The 14,444-nt window shown below is 66.5% G+C and carries 16 protein-coding genes and 1 pseudogene; 10 read left to right on the top strand and 7 right to left on the bottom strand.

Annotated elements, in window-relative coordinates; all coding sequences use genetic code 11:
- From QA649_RS26880 to QA649_RS26850, 7 genes and pseudogenes are all read right to left on the bottom strand, one after another.
- A pseudogene (locus tag QA649_RS26880) lies at positions 1-1,076 on the bottom strand (AAA family ATPase).
- Positions 1,073-2,503 carry a DUF5691 domain-containing protein gene (locus QA649_RS26875; protein WP_283019827.1) on the bottom strand — a complete coding sequence of 477 codons (1,431 nt, stop codon included), beginning with the start codon at positions 2,501-2,503 and terminating at the stop codon, positions 1,073-1,075. The pseudogene QA649_RS26880 and the gene QA649_RS26875 overlap by 4 nt, the downstream one beginning before the upstream one ends.
- Entirely contained in the window at positions 2,496-3,884 is a 1,389-nt protein-coding gene (locus tag QA649_RS26870; RefSeq protein WP_283019826.1) for an SWIM zinc finger family protein, read from the bottom strand. The genes QA649_RS26875 and QA649_RS26870 overlap by 8 nt, the downstream gene beginning before the upstream one ends.
- A gap of 98 nt (positions 3,885-3,982) precedes the next feature.
- Positions 3,983-4,345, bottom strand: a complete 363-nt coding sequence (locus QA649_RS26865; RefSeq protein ID WP_283019825.1) for an MmcQ/YjbR family DNA-binding protein — start codon at positions 4,343-4,345, stop codon at positions 3,983-3,985.
- Between the two features lie 44 nt (positions 4,346-4,389).
- The gene (locus tag QA649_RS26860; protein WP_283019824.1) at positions 4,390-5,433 is read right to left on the bottom strand and encodes a low specificity L-threonine aldolase; all 1,044 of its coding nucleotides are present in this window, start codon (positions 5,431-5,433) and stop codon (positions 4,390-4,392) included.
- Complete coding sequence (locus QA649_RS26855; protein ID WP_283019823.1) at positions 5,433-6,680, bottom strand: dicarboxylate/amino acid:cation symporter; 1,248 nt, start codon at positions 6,678-6,680, stop codon at positions 5,433-5,435. Before QA649_RS26855 ends, QA649_RS26860 begins: the two co-directional genes overlap by 1 nt.
- Positions 6,677-7,360, bottom strand: a complete 684-nt coding sequence (locus QA649_RS26850) for a GntR family transcriptional regulator (protein WP_283019822.1) — start codon at positions 7,358-7,360, stop codon at positions 6,677-6,679. Before QA649_RS26850 ends, QA649_RS26855 begins: the two co-directional genes overlap by 4 nt.
- A gap of 118 nt (positions 7,361-7,478) precedes the next feature.
- Between QA649_RS26850 and QA649_RS26845 the strand changes: the two genes are divergently transcribed.
- The 10 genes from QA649_RS26845 (at position 7,479) to QA649_RS26800 (ending at position 14,417) form a co-directional block, all read left to right on the top strand.
- Positions 7,479-8,114 carry a PadR family transcriptional regulator gene (locus QA649_RS26845; RefSeq protein ID WP_283019821.1) on the top strand — a complete coding sequence of 212 codons (636 nt, stop codon included), beginning with the start codon at positions 7,479-7,481 and terminating at the stop codon, positions 8,112-8,114.
- Positions 8,115-8,129: 15 nt separating this feature from the next.
- Entirely contained in the window at positions 8,130-8,567 is a 438-nt protein-coding gene (locus QA649_RS26840) for a hypothetical protein (protein WP_283019820.1), read from the top strand.
- A complete protein-coding gene (locus QA649_RS26835; RefSeq protein ID WP_349254031.1) occupies positions 8,531-8,773 on the top strand; it encodes a hypothetical protein in 243 nt (80 codons plus the stop codon). The genes QA649_RS26840 and QA649_RS26835 overlap by 37 nt, the downstream gene beginning before the upstream one ends.
- A gap of 291 nt (positions 8,774-9,064) precedes the next feature.
- The gene (locus QA649_RS26830) at positions 9,065-10,729 is read left to right on the top strand and encodes an acetolactate synthase large subunit (RefSeq protein WP_283019819.1); all 1,665 of its coding nucleotides are present in this window, start codon (positions 9,065-9,067) and stop codon (positions 10,727-10,729) included.
- A gap of 211 nt (positions 10,730-10,940) precedes the next feature.
- On the top strand, positions 10,941-11,288 hold the full coding sequence (locus QA649_RS26825; protein WP_283019818.1) for a Lin0512 family protein: 348 nt from the start codon (positions 10,941-10,943) through the stop codon (positions 11,286-11,288).
- A 4-nt stretch (positions 11,289-11,292) separates the two neighbouring features.
- Positions 11,293-11,985, top strand: coding sequence for a GNAT family N-acetyltransferase (locus tag QA649_RS26820; protein ID WP_283019817.1), 693 nt, complete (start codon positions 11,293-11,295; stop codon positions 11,983-11,985).
- A gap of 73 nt (positions 11,986-12,058) precedes the next feature.
- Positions 12,059-13,243: a serine hydrolase domain-containing protein gene (locus QA649_RS26815; protein ID WP_283019816.1), complete on the top strand. Its 1,185-nt coding sequence runs from the start codon at positions 12,059-12,061 to the stop codon at positions 13,241-13,243.
- Positions 13,244-13,338: 95 nt separating this feature from the next.
- Positions 13,339-13,548 (top strand): DUF2892 domain-containing protein, encoded by a 210-nt coding sequence (locus QA649_RS26810; protein ID WP_283019815.1) that lies wholly within the window; start codon positions 13,339-13,341, stop codon positions 13,546-13,548.
- Positions 13,545-14,066: a sigma-70 family RNA polymerase sigma factor gene (locus tag QA649_RS26805; RefSeq protein ID WP_283019814.1), complete on the top strand. Its 522-nt coding sequence runs from the start codon at positions 13,545-13,547 to the stop codon at positions 14,064-14,066. The genes QA649_RS26810 and QA649_RS26805 overlap by 4 nt, the downstream gene beginning before the upstream one ends.
- A gap of 3 nt (positions 14,067-14,069) precedes the next feature.
- The gene (locus QA649_RS26800; protein ID WP_283019813.1) at positions 14,070-14,417 is read left to right on the top strand and encodes a carboxymuconolactone decarboxylase family protein; all 348 of its coding nucleotides are present in this window, start codon (positions 14,070-14,072) and stop codon (positions 14,415-14,417) included.
- The last annotated feature ends 27 nt before the right edge of the window (positions 14,418-14,444 follow it).

Below are 14,444 nucleotides of genomic sequence, written 5' to 3'. Positions count from 1 at the left end.
TCAGATCAGGTCGGTCAGCGAAGCATAATAGCCTTCGAAGCCACGCCGCTTCTTCAGCACGGTCTCCAGATATTCGCCGAGCACGGCCGTGTCCTGCACCGGATCCTTCACAACGGCGCCGATCATGTTGCTGGCGAGCGTTTCGGGTGTCAGCTTGCCGTCGTTGAAGAAGGTTGCCTGGCTGATCCCGCCGATCATCACTGCGATCGCTTCGGCCGTCGACAGGCCGCCCGAGGGCGACTTCAGCGCGACCTTGCCGTCCTCGGTCGAGCCCGAGCGCAGCTCGCGGAAGATCGCGACCACCCGCGCAACCTCGTCGGCGACGTTCTTCGGTGCGGGCAAATCGAGATTCTCAGCCATCTCGCCGACGCGCTTGACGATGATCGCCACTTCCTCTTCGGCGCTGTCGGGCAGGGGCAGCACGACGACGTTGAAACGGCGCTTGAGGGCAGAGGACAATTCGTTGACGCCCTTGTCGCGGTTGTTGGCGGTCGCGATGATGTTGAAGCCGCGCTGGGCGTAGACGGCGGTGTTGAGCTCCGGGATCGGCATCATCTTTTCAGACAGCACCGTGATCAGCGTGTCTTGCACGTCGCTGCCCATGCGCGTCAGCTCTTCGAACCGGCAGAGCTTGCCGCTCTCCATCGCACGCATCAGCGGCGTGGGGACCAGCGCCTCGCGGCTCGGACCGTGTGCGAGCAATTGGGCATAGTTCCAGCCGTAGCGGATCTGGTTTTCATCGGTCCCTGCCGTGCACTGGATCACGAGGGTCGAATGCCTGTGATGCCCGCGGCGAGATGTTCAGAGACCCAGGACTTGGCTGTGCCGGGGACGCCCAAGAGCAACAAGGCGCGATCGGTCGCGAGTGTCGCAACGGCGGTCTCGATCAGCCGCTTGTCGCCGACATATTTCGGCGTGATGACGGTGCCATCGGCCGCCTTGCCGCCCATGAGATAGGTCACCACCTGCCGCGGCGAGAGCGCCCAGCCTGGCGGACGATGCCCGTCGCCCGCAGCCAGCGCCTTCAGCTCCGCGGCATAGCTCTCCTCGGCGGGCAAGCGCAGTTTCTCGCTCATGGCTTCGCTCCCTTGTCGTCCAACGCGGCGTTGAGCCGCAGCATGTCGAGGCGCGGGTCGCCTTGCAGCAGGCCCGCGGCCGTCAGTCGTTGCAGTGATTGTCGTGCTCCCTCGCGCGAGGCGATGAGGCCTAGCGCATGAAGTTCTGCGACATGGTCAGAAGGCTTCGTATCCTCGCGCTGGAGCGCGACGAGCAGCGTCTTGCCGGCAGGCGCGGACAACGGGTTATCCAGCCGCGCCGCCGGTCCCGCGATCAATTGTGCCAGCTCGAACCGGATATTGTGCGCGTTCATGGCCGCTTCGGCATGCCTCGCGCGGTCTGCGGGGGCCAGCCGCGGCGCCAGCGTCACGACGAGACCAGCCGCATCGTGTTGGTTGATCGCCTCTGCCGCTTGCGCGACGTGCGCATCGGTCCCGGTCGCCACGATCAGATTGATCAGCGCCAGATCCGCGGCGTGGTCCAGATTCCACTCCCAGGCGGCGATCAGCTCCTGCGGCGCAAGGCCGAGCGCGCCGCAAAACGAGGCGAGGCCGGCGCTTTCGAACAGCGCCTTGCGGCGTTGCACTTGCGCCGGCGTCTTGAGCGCTTCGGCCTGGACCACGCGCGAACGGCGCAGCAGCCCCTTGGTCTTGACCGAGAAGAACCCGGCGAGCTCGGCAATGTCCTCGCCGGCCGCGGGACCACGGCCGAGACGCGCCAGCAGCGAGGCCGCGAGCGCCTTGACCTTGGGAGCGCGATCATCCGCAGCGATGCCTTCGAGGAAGGCGATGTCGTCGTCCGATAGGCGCTCCGACATCAGTGAGAGCAGGCGCAAGCGCGTGTCGGCATTTTCGCTGGCGAGCTTGGCCTCGAGCACTTGGCGCGCCGTGAAAGGATCGCGGCGCCGGAGCTCGGCGAGTGCAGCCTTGCGCGCGGCCGGCCAAAAATCCTCCCAATTGTCGGCGGTGAGGTGGTCGTTCGCCTGCTGCCGCGTCGCGCTGTCGGAGGCTGCAATCGCCGCCCAGTCGCGCCATGGTGCGTAGATGTCGGGCGCATCGTCAGCGTCGGCTTCCGGCATCCAGTCGGCGGGATGCACGGTCCAGCCGCGTTCGGCGAGGAAATGAACGAGCTCGGTCCCGACCTGAGCCTGCTTCCTTGCCGCGAGAATGCGGCGCACGAGTGGACGCTGCGCCTCCTGGATCGTCGGCAGTGCGAGCGCTGGAATATCCGGAAGGAGGCGGAGCGCCGCGGCCGGCTCCATCACCACTGCGGCGCCGAGGAACTGGCCCGAGAGGGCAAGCAGCCGCAGCTCGGCCTCGGCCGGATCCTCGCCAAGTTCGGCACGCCAGAAGGAGGCTGCGGGCGCGGCCGCCGATCCCATGGTCCAGCGCGTCAGCACCGCGCCCATGGCATCAAAGATCGCCTCGGCCTTGATCGGATCAGTCATGGCCGCCGATCCGTCCCCAAGGGGTCTGCGCGGCGAGGATCGCGAGCCGGTTGCCCGACCAGATCGCCGCGCTGCGCGTGAGGTTGGTGCCGCACAGAATGCCGCTGACGTCGGCGGCCACCGGCAACGTCGTGATGCCATCGACTGATCGCCACCACGTATGTCCGGCAGCGTCGCGCGCGATGCGTCCCTGCGGCAGCAGCAGCGGAACGTCGATCGCCCACGGCTCGGCTAGCAGCGGACGGGTCAACGCATCGGAGAGTGTTTCGTCCGGCGAGGGCCATTCCTGGGGCGGCCTGTCCTGCGCGCCGTCGCGCCGCACGAGCAGGGCGCGGAGCGGTCGCGTCGATGGATAGAAGACGAGCTCGCCGTGAAAGCTCTCGCCGGGCGTGAACACCGAACCGCGCCGCCCGGCGCTTGCCGGGAAGAAATCGAGCAGCATCGCGAAGCGCGGGCCGGTGGCGGTAAGATTGAGCAGCCACGTCGTCTGCGACACCAGCCCGTCGCGGCGCGTCTGCACCCGCTCGGCGAGGACCTCCCAATCTGCATCGATCCGTAGCGCGGCCGGGTCGGCCAGCACCGCCTCGCGCGTCTCCGATGTCGCGACGGCGCGGCGGATCTCGCTATCGCGCGGCGCGGTGCGGAAGGCGCGCGCGAGCAGAACCAGCTTGCCGAGCTCGACCACGGCGCCGCGCGGCCGGTCGCCTGCGGGAAGTGCGAGGAGGCGGGATGGCAGCTCGTCGATCCGGCCGGCAAGCACCGCGGCCTTGCCATCGACCAGCCGTGCCGCGATCCGCCGGCATCGTGCCGTGGCATCGTCGATGAAGCCGGACAATCCCATGCGAAGCTGGTCGCCGATCCATTGCTCGAGTGCATCCAGCGCGTCGAGGATGGCGCGCTCGGTTTCCTCGTTTCGCCGGGCCGCCTGAGCCTCGCGCCGCGCCACATCCCTGGGGTCCTCGGCGATTTCAGGTTCGTCGGCGCGCGCGGCACGCAGATCCTTCTCGCCGTCGGACGGCGCACTGCTTGCAGGCTTTGCCGCGGACGTGCCGCGCCGGCGGCCGAGCCAGTCGCTGACCCAGGCCGGCGTGTCCGCGGGTGTGAACGGCACTATCGCCTCTGCATTCAGCCACAACAGGCCGAGCACGTGCTTGCAGGGGAATTTGCGTGACGGGCAGGTGCATTTGTTGCCGAGGTCGCGGAGGTCGGCCATCACCCGGTACGGATTGGCGCCGGAACCCGCGCATTCGCCCCAGATCAGCGCGCCGTCGTGGCTTCCGCCGACACCGGACCATTTGGCGGGCTTGGCAAGGCCGGCGGCGGCCTTGAGCGAGGATTGATCGGTTGCGAGTTGCTCGACCGCTTTCAGATCAATCGCCACGCCGATGCCCTAAATCGAATCCAGGGTCGCCAGTATATCGGGGAGGCATGAAAGCTCAATGTCGCCGCGAGCGCACCTTGTGCTGCACGCGGGGATGGTCATTCCGGCGGGGCGAGCCCCAGCGCCTTGCGAGCCTTGCGCGTCAGCCTTGCCACGATCATCGCATGGGCCTGCACCAGATAGGCCGTGAGCTCGGCGTCCGACAGCGCATTGTTGCTGACGAGCTGTACCCATTTGGCGCGGGCGAGATACGGTGCCGGTCGCGCCAGGCCGTGCTCGATCAGCATCCCGTAGGCCATGTCCGAGACCTTGAACATGTAGCCGCCGGAGCCTGCGGCAAAGCCGCCACCGAGCGCGAACATCTTTCCGCCGACCTTGAACACGGATGTGCCTTCCCACTGCACCACCTTGGTGGCAGCGGGCAGGCGCAGGCAGCGCGCTTCGAAGGTTTTCGGAGTCATGGCGCGAGCGATACCACGCCAAATGCGGCTTGCAAGGCCGCCGGCTAGCGGGCGACCGCTGCGAAGGCGGCGATGGTGCGGTCGACTGCGCCCTCGTCGATGTGGCGATGGGTGACGAGCCGGAGCTGCGAAGGGCCGCTCGCCTGCACCAGGATGCCGTGCTGTTTCACGCCCTCGGCCCATGCGGCGGCGTTGCGCGCAGTTGCGGAGACATCGACGCGGAGGATGTTGGTCTGCACGTGGTCGGGATCGGCGAGCGCCGGGTCGAGCCAGTTCAAAGCCGCGGCGAGCCGCTTCGCGGCCGCATGATCCTCGGAGAGGCGGTCGATCATCGTCTCCAGCGCGACGAGGCCCGCGGCCGCGACGATCCCGGACTGGCGCATGGTGCCGCCGACGATTTTTCGCAAGGCTCTGGCCCTTGTGATGAAATCGTTGGAGCCGCACAGCAGGCTGCCGACCGGCGCGCTCAATCCCTTGGACAGGCAGACCATGACGCTGTCGGCATGCGCGGCGATTTCCGCCGCAGGCACGCCGAGCGCGACCGCGGCATTGAACAGGCGCGCGCCGTCCAGATGCACGGGAATCCCGCGTGCCTGCCCAAGCGCATGAATTCGCGTCATGTGCGCCAGGGGCAGCACGGCGCCGCCGGCGCCATTATGCGTCGTCTCCATCGCGATCAGGCCGGGGCGCTGCGACGAGCGGATCGCGTCCGCGAGCGCCGTCTCGTCCATTGCGCCGCGGCGGCCCGGCATCGGTTTGGGCAGGAGCCCTGCGATCGTCGCAACGCTGCCGAGCTCGGAGTTGAGCAGATGCGCACCGCCATCGGCGAATACGTCCGCGCCGCGCTCGGCATGGGCGAGCATCGCCAGCAGATTGCCCATCGTGCCGCTCGGCACGAACAGCGCGGCCTCCTTGCCGGTCAAGGCGGCGCCGTGCGCCTCGAGCGCGCGGACCGTCGGATCGCCCTCGCGGCCGTCGTCGCCGAGCGGGGCGCGCTGCATGCGCTCCAGCATCGCCGCGGTCGGCAGCGTCACGGTGTCGCTGCGCAGATCGACGATGCCGTCGCTGCCGCTCTGTGGCGTCGTCATCAGGCGTCCTGCACTTGCAGGCCGGTCAGCGCCGGCTGGGTCTCATCGGCCACGTTGCCGGCAAAGCGTTCCACCAGCTTCACCGCAACCGTGTTGCCGAACACGTTGATCGCGGTACGGCCCATGTCGAGGAAGGCATCGACACCGGCGATGATCGCCAGCGCCTCGATCGGCAGCCCGATCGCCGACAGCACCATGGCAATTGCAACCAGCCCGCCGGAGGGAACGTTGGCGCTGCCCTTGCTCGCGATGGTCGTGACCATCACGATGGTGAACAGCGTCGACCAGGTCAGCGTCACACCATAGGCCTCGGCGAGGAAGGTGACGGCGAGCGCGAAATACATGATGGCGCCGTCGCGGTTGAAGGCATAGCCGAGCGGCAGCACCACCGAGACGATGCGCTCCGAGGCGCCCATCGCCCGCAGCTTCTCCATGTGCAGCGGCAGGGTCACTTCCGAGGAGCGGGTGGAGAAGGCGAGGATCATCGGCTCCATCACCGCTTTGGTGACCGCAATCGGCTTCTCGCCGATCGCAAGCAGCATCAGCCAGAAGATCGCGACCATGATGGCAAGGCCGAGATACATGACGCCGACGAGCTTTGCGAGCGCGACCACGGTGGCAAGGCCTTGCGTCGCGAACAGCCATGCCATCACTGCAAAGATCGCGATCGGGGCGAGCGAGGTGATCCATTTGGTGATCTTGAACATCGCCGCCATCACCGCTTCGAGCACGGCAACCATGGGCTCGCCGACCTTGCCGATCGAGGCCAGCGCGAGGCCGAACAGGATGGCGAAGACCAGCGTCGGCAGGATCTTCTGCTCGGCCATCGCCGCGACGATGTTGGAGGGGATCATGTCCATGAAGAACTTGATCCAGTCGACCGACACCGCGAGGTTTTGCGGCACTTTGCCGGTTGCGGCCAGCGGTGCGCCGGCGCCCGGATGGAAGGCGGCGTTGAGCAGGAGGCCGATCAGGATCGAGATCACGGTGGCGAGGTAGAAATAGCCGAGGCTGATGGCGGCGACGCGGCCCAGGACCTTCAGCTCGCTGCCCATCCGGTAGAGGCCGAGCGTGACCGCCGCAAACACCACGGGAATGACGATCATCTTCACCGCCTCGACGAAGGCGGTGCCGATCGGCCGCAGGCTTGCGCCGACATCGGGCCAGAGCAGGCCGACGCCAAGACCCAGCACCAGGCCGAGCAGCATCTGGACCACGAGGGGCAATCTGAGCAGCGGCCGGATCATGCGTGATGGTCTCCTTGTCCCGGATATTGCGTGCGGATGGCGCCGAGCGCGGTGAGGCGCGCCTCGAAGGCGGACGACAGATGCCGCCACATGCGCTGCTGCGCGGCATCGGGATCGTGCGCTTCGATTGCCGCGTAGATGTCGAGATGCTCGCTGACGGCCTGGCGCGTACGCTCGACGCTGTATTGCCTCATCTTCTGCAGGGCGAGGCCGCTCTGCGCGCGCAGATTGTCGTAGGACTGCGCCAGCCGGCCGTTGCCGGTGGCGCGAAACAGTTCGTCGTGGAAGGCCCAGCCGATTTGCTGGGCCTCTTCGACATCAAGCGTTGCGCCTGACTGGATCCGGCGCAGCTCCTCCGCGCAGTGTCGGAGCGGCTCCGTCGGCCCGCGCGTCGCGGCGAGATAGGCCGCCATGCCTTCGAGCGCGAGCCGCAATTCGTGGATCTCGCGCAGATCGTCGAAGGACATCTGGCGCACGAAGGTGCCGCGCATCGGATGGATAGTGAGAAGACCGTCCTTGGCGAGCGCCTTCAGGGCCTCGCGGACCGGCGTGCGGCCCAGGGCCAGCCGGCTCGAGAGGCTGCGCTCGGACAGCGGCTCGTCCGGCGCGAACTCGCCGGAGATGACGAGGTCGCGGAGCAGGGAATAGGCGCGGTCGCGGTCCAGGGAGGTCGTGATCATGACTGACATACCAGCGGCATGTCAGAGGTGTGTCAAGCCTGAGTGCTGATTTTGCTGTGCCTTGCGCTCTAGTCTCAAAACGTATCTTACGATATATCTAACAATGGAGACGTAAGATATGTTTCGAGACAGGAATCACGGCAGACACGGGCGGGACGATCGGGAATTCCAGTTTGCCTTTGCCATGGGTCGGCACGGCGGCGGGCGGCATCGCTTCGGCCGCGGCGGCCACGGCTTTTTCGGGCGCGGCGGCGACGACTTTCCCGGCGCCCGTCGGCTGTCCTCGCAGGACCTTCAGCTCGTGATCCTGGCGCTGCTCGCCGAAAACCCGGCCCATGGCTATGAGCTGATCAAGATCATCGAGGAGCGCTCCGACGGCTTCTACACGCCGAGCCCCGGCGTGATCTATCCGGCGCTGACCTATCTCGAAGAGGTCGGCCACAGTAGCGTCCAGCAGGACGGCGGGCGCAAGCTCTATAGCATCACGCCACAAGGCGAGGCGCATCTGGCCGAGCACCGCGCGACGGCTGACGCGATCCTGCAAGCGCTGTCGCGGATCGGACGCCGCATGGACGAGGTGCGCGAAGCCTTCGCCGGCGTCAGCGATCTCGACGGGGGTGCCTCCGATGAGCTGCACCGTGCCCGCCACAATCTCAAACGCGCGCTGCGCAGCAAGCACGGCAGCGACTCCGCCGAAGCCCGCCGCATCGCCGCGATCCTGGATCGCGCGACTGCGGAAATCCTCGGCAAGTGATGGAGGACGCCACGCATGAATGATCGGCCCCACAGTCCGATTCAAGATCCCCGCGTCAACGCCGTGATCGCGCGCCTGCAGGGCGCGCGGCAGCGTCCATCAGGCGGCGGGCCGCGCGGCTCTTTCAACAGCCGCGACCCCCACGCCTATGCCGCGCAGGGCTTTTCGATCCATCCCGAGCAGGGGGAGTTGATCTATCTGATCTGCCGCGGCCTGCGCGCAACGCGCGTGGCGGAATTCGCGACATCGGTCGGCATGTCCACGCTCTATTTCGCGGCGGCGCTCCGCGACAATGGCGGCGGCACCGTGATCGGCTCGGAGATCGTGCCGGCCAAGGTCGAGTCGCCAGACGCAATCTTGCGGAGGCGGGCCTTGCCGACTACGCCGAGATCCGCGAGGGCGATGCGCGACAGACGTTGCGCGATCTCGGCGGTCCCGTCGACTTCGTTCTGATCGACGGCTGGCCGGGCGAGGGAGGTCCTTCGCTGGCGCGCGAGGTGATCGAGATCGTCGCGCCGCAGCTACTGATCGGCGGCTACGTCATGAACGACAATGCCGAGCCCGACTACCTCGACTTCATCCGCGATCCCCGAAACGGCTTCGTCTCGATGACGCTGCCGCTCAAGGGCGGCACCGAGCTCAGCCTGAAGCTGGCGTGACGGAATTGCTGTTTGCCGAGGCGGAACTGTAGAAGGAGCGTCATCAGCTTGCAGCACTTCGTAGCCCGGATGGAGCGAAGCGCAATCCGGGACCGCTGTGTCCGCCGACGAGAACCCCGGATTACGCTGCGCTCCATCCGGGCTACGATTCGAGTTGGTGAGAGGCGTTTCCACTCGCAATGACGATTTTGATGCAAATGCGCGCCTCTTTGTGAGTTGTGCCGCGGCTGCAGACCGCTACCATGCGCCCGCTTCAGCAAAATGCGGGGCCAGTACGGCGAGGGAGGCGACATGAGCGGGCAGGACCACAAAGTGAAGGGATCGGACCTGTTTGTTGCGGCCCTGGAGAACGAAGGCGTCGACCGCATCTTCGGCGTTCCCGGCGAGGAGAATCTCGATCTCGTCGAATCGCTGCGCAACTCCCGGATCGAGCTGGTCCTGACCCGCCACGAGCAGGCCGCCGCCTTCATGGCGGCAACACACGGGCGGCTGACCGGCAAGCCCGGTGTTTGTCTCTCGACGCTCGGCCCCGGCGCGCTCAATCTGTCCACGGGCGCTGCCTATGCGCACCTCGGCGCGATGCCGATGATCCTGATCACCGGCCAGAAGGCGATCATGAGCAGCCGGCAGGCGCGCTTCCAGATCGTGGACGTGGTCGCGACCATGAAGCCGCTCACAAAATTGTCGCGGCAGATCGTCAGCGCCTCCAGCATTCCGACCGTAGTGCGTGACGCCTTTCGCGTCGCGATGGAGGAACGGCCGGGCCCGGTACATCTCGAGCTGCCCGAGGACATCGCCGGCGACGAGGTGCCGGCTGTCCCCGTGGTCGCGATCCATCCGATCGAGATCCCGGTCGCCCATCGCGCCGCGCTCGACCGTGCCGCCGAGATGATTTTGGCGGCGAAGCGCCCGCTGGTGATGATGGGCGCGGCAACGAGCCGGCCGCGCTCGACGCACGGCATCGCGAGCTTCGTGCGACGCACCGGCATTCCATTCTTCACCACGCAGATGGGCAAGGGCACCGTGCCCGGCGGCACCAATCTCTACATGGGCACGGCCGCGCTCTCCGAGCGCGACTATGTCCATGATGCCATCGACGCCGCCGATCTGATCGTGGCGATCGGTCACGATCCGATCGAGAAGCCGCCGTTCATCATGGGGCCGTCGGGGCCGAAGGTGATTCACGTCAGCTACACGTCGGCCAGCGTCGAGCAGGTCTATTTCCCGGATGCCGAGGTCGTCGGCGACGTCGGCCCGAGCCTGGAGCTGCTCGCCGACCGCCTCGAGGGCAAGTTGCCGCAGGCCGCGGCGCTGCTGCCGCTCAGGGAAGGAATCCTTGGCCATATCGCCGACCGCGCCACCGAGGCCCGCTGGCCGCCGACGCCGCAGCGCATCGTGCACGACATCCGCCAGGTGATCCCGGAGAACGGCATCGTCGCGCTCGACAACGGCATGTACAAGATCTGGTTCGCGCGCAACTACCGCACCCGCGTCGCCAACACGCTGCTGCTCGACAACGCGCTGGCGACCATGGGCGCAGGCCTGCCGTCGGCGATGATGGCCGCGATGCTCTATCCCGATCGCCGTGTGCTCGCGGTCGCCGGCGACGGTGGCTTCATGATGAACAGCCAGGAGATGGAGACCGCGGTCCGCCTCAAGCTCAACCTCGTCGTGCTGGTGCTGGAAGACAATGCCTACGGCATGATCCGCTGGAAGCAGGCCGTCGATCACTTTGCCGATTATGGCATGACCTTTGGCAATCCGGATTTTGCGCTGTACGCAAAATCGTACGGGGCCAGGGGGCACCGCATCGCAAGCATCGACAGCTTTGGCCCGACGCTCGAGGCGGCGTTCAAAGAAGGCGGCGTGCACCTGGTCTCGATCCCGATCGACTACTCCGAGAACGTGCGGGTGCTCGTCGACGAGCTGCGCGCGCACGAGAAATCGAAAGCGTGATTGATGCGGCGAGACTGTTCCCACATCGTCATTGCGAGCGCAGCGAAGCAATCCAGGCTGTCTCCGCGGAAAGATTCTGGATTGCCTCGCTGCGCTCGCAATGACGGAGGTCTCGGCGCGGACCTCCAGCCAACATGAGCGCCGCACTTGTACTGCGACCACCTATCGCCGACATTCGTAACGATCACTCAACCAACCACAGGACTATAAAATGACTCGCGTTCGTTGTGTCACCGAGATGGGGATGGGCGTCGACGTCCATGGCAGGGACGCCACCAAGGCGGCGAAGCGGGCGGTGTCGGATGCCATCCGGCATTCGAGCCTCGGCTTCTTCCGCATGATCGGCAGGACCGCGAACGACATGTTCGTCGACGTCACGATCGGCGTGCCCAACCCGGAGGCGGTGGACAAGGAAGCCGTTGCGAAGGAGCTGCCCTACGGCACCGTGACCGTGACTGCGGTCAAGGGCGGGCTGGAGATCCCCTCGGCTACGGAAGTCGCCAACGACCCCATCCTCATCGCCAACGCCGCCGTCATCGTCAGCTTCGACAAGGACTAGGCCGGTGTCCGACAGTGATGTGGCGCTGCTGGATCGTCCGATCTGGAGCGCGTTGACGACGAGCCAGATGCATCTGGCTGAGGGTGGCCCGAAAGCGCTGCGCTATCCCGTGGACATGACGCCCTTTGCCGACATGGTCGACATGTCCGCAGCAAGCTTTGCCGCGCTCGGCGATCTCATGTCGCCCACGCAGGTCGCCGCGCTGTTCACGCCGGAGCCGGTCGAAGTGCCCGCCGGCTTCAAGGTGGTGCTCGCCGAGACCGGGGAGCAGATGATCGGCTCGCCCGCCGACAGCCCGCTGCGCGATGCCGAGATCGTCACATTGGGCGCTGCCGACGTGCCCGCGATGATGGCGCTGACGGAGCTGACCAAGCCCGGGCCGTTCGCGCTGCGGACCCATGAGCTCGGCACGTTCCTCGGCATCCGCGCCGGCGGCGAACTGGTCGCGATGACGGGCGAGCGGATGAAGCCGGGAAAGTTCGTGGAGATGACGGCCGTCTGCGTGCACCCGGACTATCGCGGGCGCGGCTATGCGCAGGCGCTGCTCGCGGCGGTCGCGCGCCGGATCGAGGCGCGCGGCGAAATTCCGTTCCTGCATGTGTTCTCGAACAATACGTCTGCGATTGCGCTGTACGAGCGGCAGGGCATGCAGATCCGGCGTCGCCTGCACGTCACCGCGCTCATGAAACAGGGATGAGCGTTTCTCGGCGGGGCTTCATATCCGCCGAATTCGCGCTATATCGATCCCAACCATAATTTGGGGGAAACACGTGGACGCCAGAACGACAGATTTTTCCGCCGCACGGACGGCAATGCAGCGCTACGTCGATCAGGAGATCATTCCGGGCGTATCCTGGGCGGTGCTGCGCGGCCGCGAGGTCGTCGATCAGCAATGCGTCGGCTTTGCCGACCGCGAGGCCAAGACCGTGCTCCGGCCCGACCATATCTTCCGTGCGTTCTCGAACACCAAGATCTTCGTCACCTGCGCGATCATGCTGCTGGTGGAAGAAGGTCGCATCGGGCTCGACGATCCGGTCGAGAAGGTCCTGCCGCAGCTTGGCAATCGCAAGGTCCTGAAGCAGGGCGCGACGGGCCTTGCAGATGTCGAGCCGGCGAGGGGCCCGATCACGATCCGCCAGCTTCTGACCCACACCTCCGGCCTCAGCTACGGCATCTTCGATCCCGGCACGGTGCTGTTCAAAGGCTACAACGAGGCGCGCGTGCTCAATCCGCTGACGCCGCTGTCCGACATGATCGACAAGCTTGCCGATCTGCCGCTGTCCTATCATCCCGGTGCGGGCTGGGAATATTCAGTGGCTACCGACGTGCTCGGACGCATCGTGGAGGTCGTCTCGGGCAAGTCTCTCGATGCCTTCCTCAAGGCGCGCATCTTCGATCCCCTCGGCATGACCGACACCGGATTCTACGTCCCCGAGGCGCAGCAGGGCAGGCTGGTCGCGCTCTACAATGGTGCCGACGTGCTCGACCCGATGAAGCCGGGCCTCACGCGCGCCGACAATCTTCCCTTTCCGCAGGCCTATCGGCGGCCGTTCCCGCGGCTCTCGGGCGGCGGCGGTCTGGTCTCGACCCTGCCGGACATGCTTGCGCTGGTGCGCGCTTTGTTGCCCGGATCGGACACGCTGCTGAAGCCGGAAACGCTGCGGCAGATGATGACCAACCAGCTGCCCGCAGGCCAGACCATCCGCTTCGCCAATCTCGGCCCGATCCCCGGCAAGGGCTTTGGTCTCGGCGGCGCCGTGACCTTCGCGCCGACGCCGTTCGATCCGCCGAACTCCACCGGCGAATTCCAGTGGGGCGGGCTTGCCGGCACCCATTGGTGGATCTGCCCACAGGCCAATACAGCGGGTGTCCTGATGGCCCAGCGCTACATGGGCTTCTGGAATCCGTTTTTCTTCGAGTTCAAGCGCCTGGCCTATCAGGCCGTCGGAGGCTGATCCGGAAAAAATTGTCGGCTGCCGCGAATCCTTTCGGGTCGTCGCGCCCTCTTGATAATCGAGGCATTTTGCTTCGGCTCATCTCGGAGGAAGTGATGGCATTTTACAGGAAGAACATCGGTGGCCTGCATCAGGCGGTGCGGATCGCCTTGGGCGTAGCGGTCGCGGGCGCGGCGTTGGTTTATCTGGCCGGCGCGACGGCGTGGCTGGTGGCGTTCGGTGGCGCAGGTTTCGCGCTGACGGGGCTCGTCGGCTATTGCCCGATGTGCGCGATGGCGGGGATCGGACGAGGAGGCGTGTCGTGAGCGCGGCTGCGATCTCGCCGGACCTGTTCGAGGCCGCGCGGCTCGGCGATCCCCATGCGATCGCGCGCCTGCTCGAGACGGCGCAGCCGGATATCCGCCGCTTTGCGCGCGCGACCTGCCGCAGCTCGGCGGACGCCGAGGATGCGACGCAGGAGACGCTGTGGATCCTGTTCCGCCATGTCGGTACGATCCGCTCGCTGCTGACGTTCTCGGCCTGGCTGTTCAGCGTGGTCCGTCGCGAATGCCTGCGGCTTGCGCGCAAGGCGGGCCTCGTGCCGGCTGTCGATGAGAGTGAGGCGGAAGCCGCACTGCTCTCGCGGCCAGAGGCCGATCTGCGGCTCGACGTGGCCGCGGCCTTCGAGGCGCTGCCGCCGCACTACCGCGATGTCGCGCTGATGCGCGACATCAAGGAGATGACGATCGATGAAATCGCCGCCGCGCTCGGTGCGACCAGGCAGACCGTGAAGGCGCGGCTGCATCGCGCCCGCGCCTTGATGCGCGAATATCTGACGAGATAAGACATGACCGATTATCAAAACCCCGATGATCTGAAATCGATTCCGGCGTTCGTTGCGCTTGCGCCGGTCGAGGCCAACGCGTTCCTGGCGTTCAATCGTGCGGTCGAACGCAAGGACGGATCGATCCCGCCGAAATATCGCGAGCTGATCTCGCTCGCGGTCGCGCTCACCACGCAATGCGCGTATTGCCTCGATGTGCATACGGCGCGGGCGGCCAGGGCCGGCGCAACGCGCGAAGAGGTCGCGGAAGCCGCGCTGATCGCGGCGGCCGTGCGGGCCGGCGGCACACTCGGCCATGCGCTGCTGGCGCAGCGCCTGTTCGAGCGGCATCGAGACGGCAGCACGGGATGAACGAGCGTCGGCAGGGCTGATTCGTGC

Source organism: Bradyrhizobium sp. CB1717 (assembly GCF_029714325.1).
GTDB lineage: Bacteria > Pseudomonadota > Alphaproteobacteria > Rhizobiales > Xanthobacteraceae > Bradyrhizobium.
This window is presented reverse-complemented; position numbering and strand designations above follow the sequence as displayed.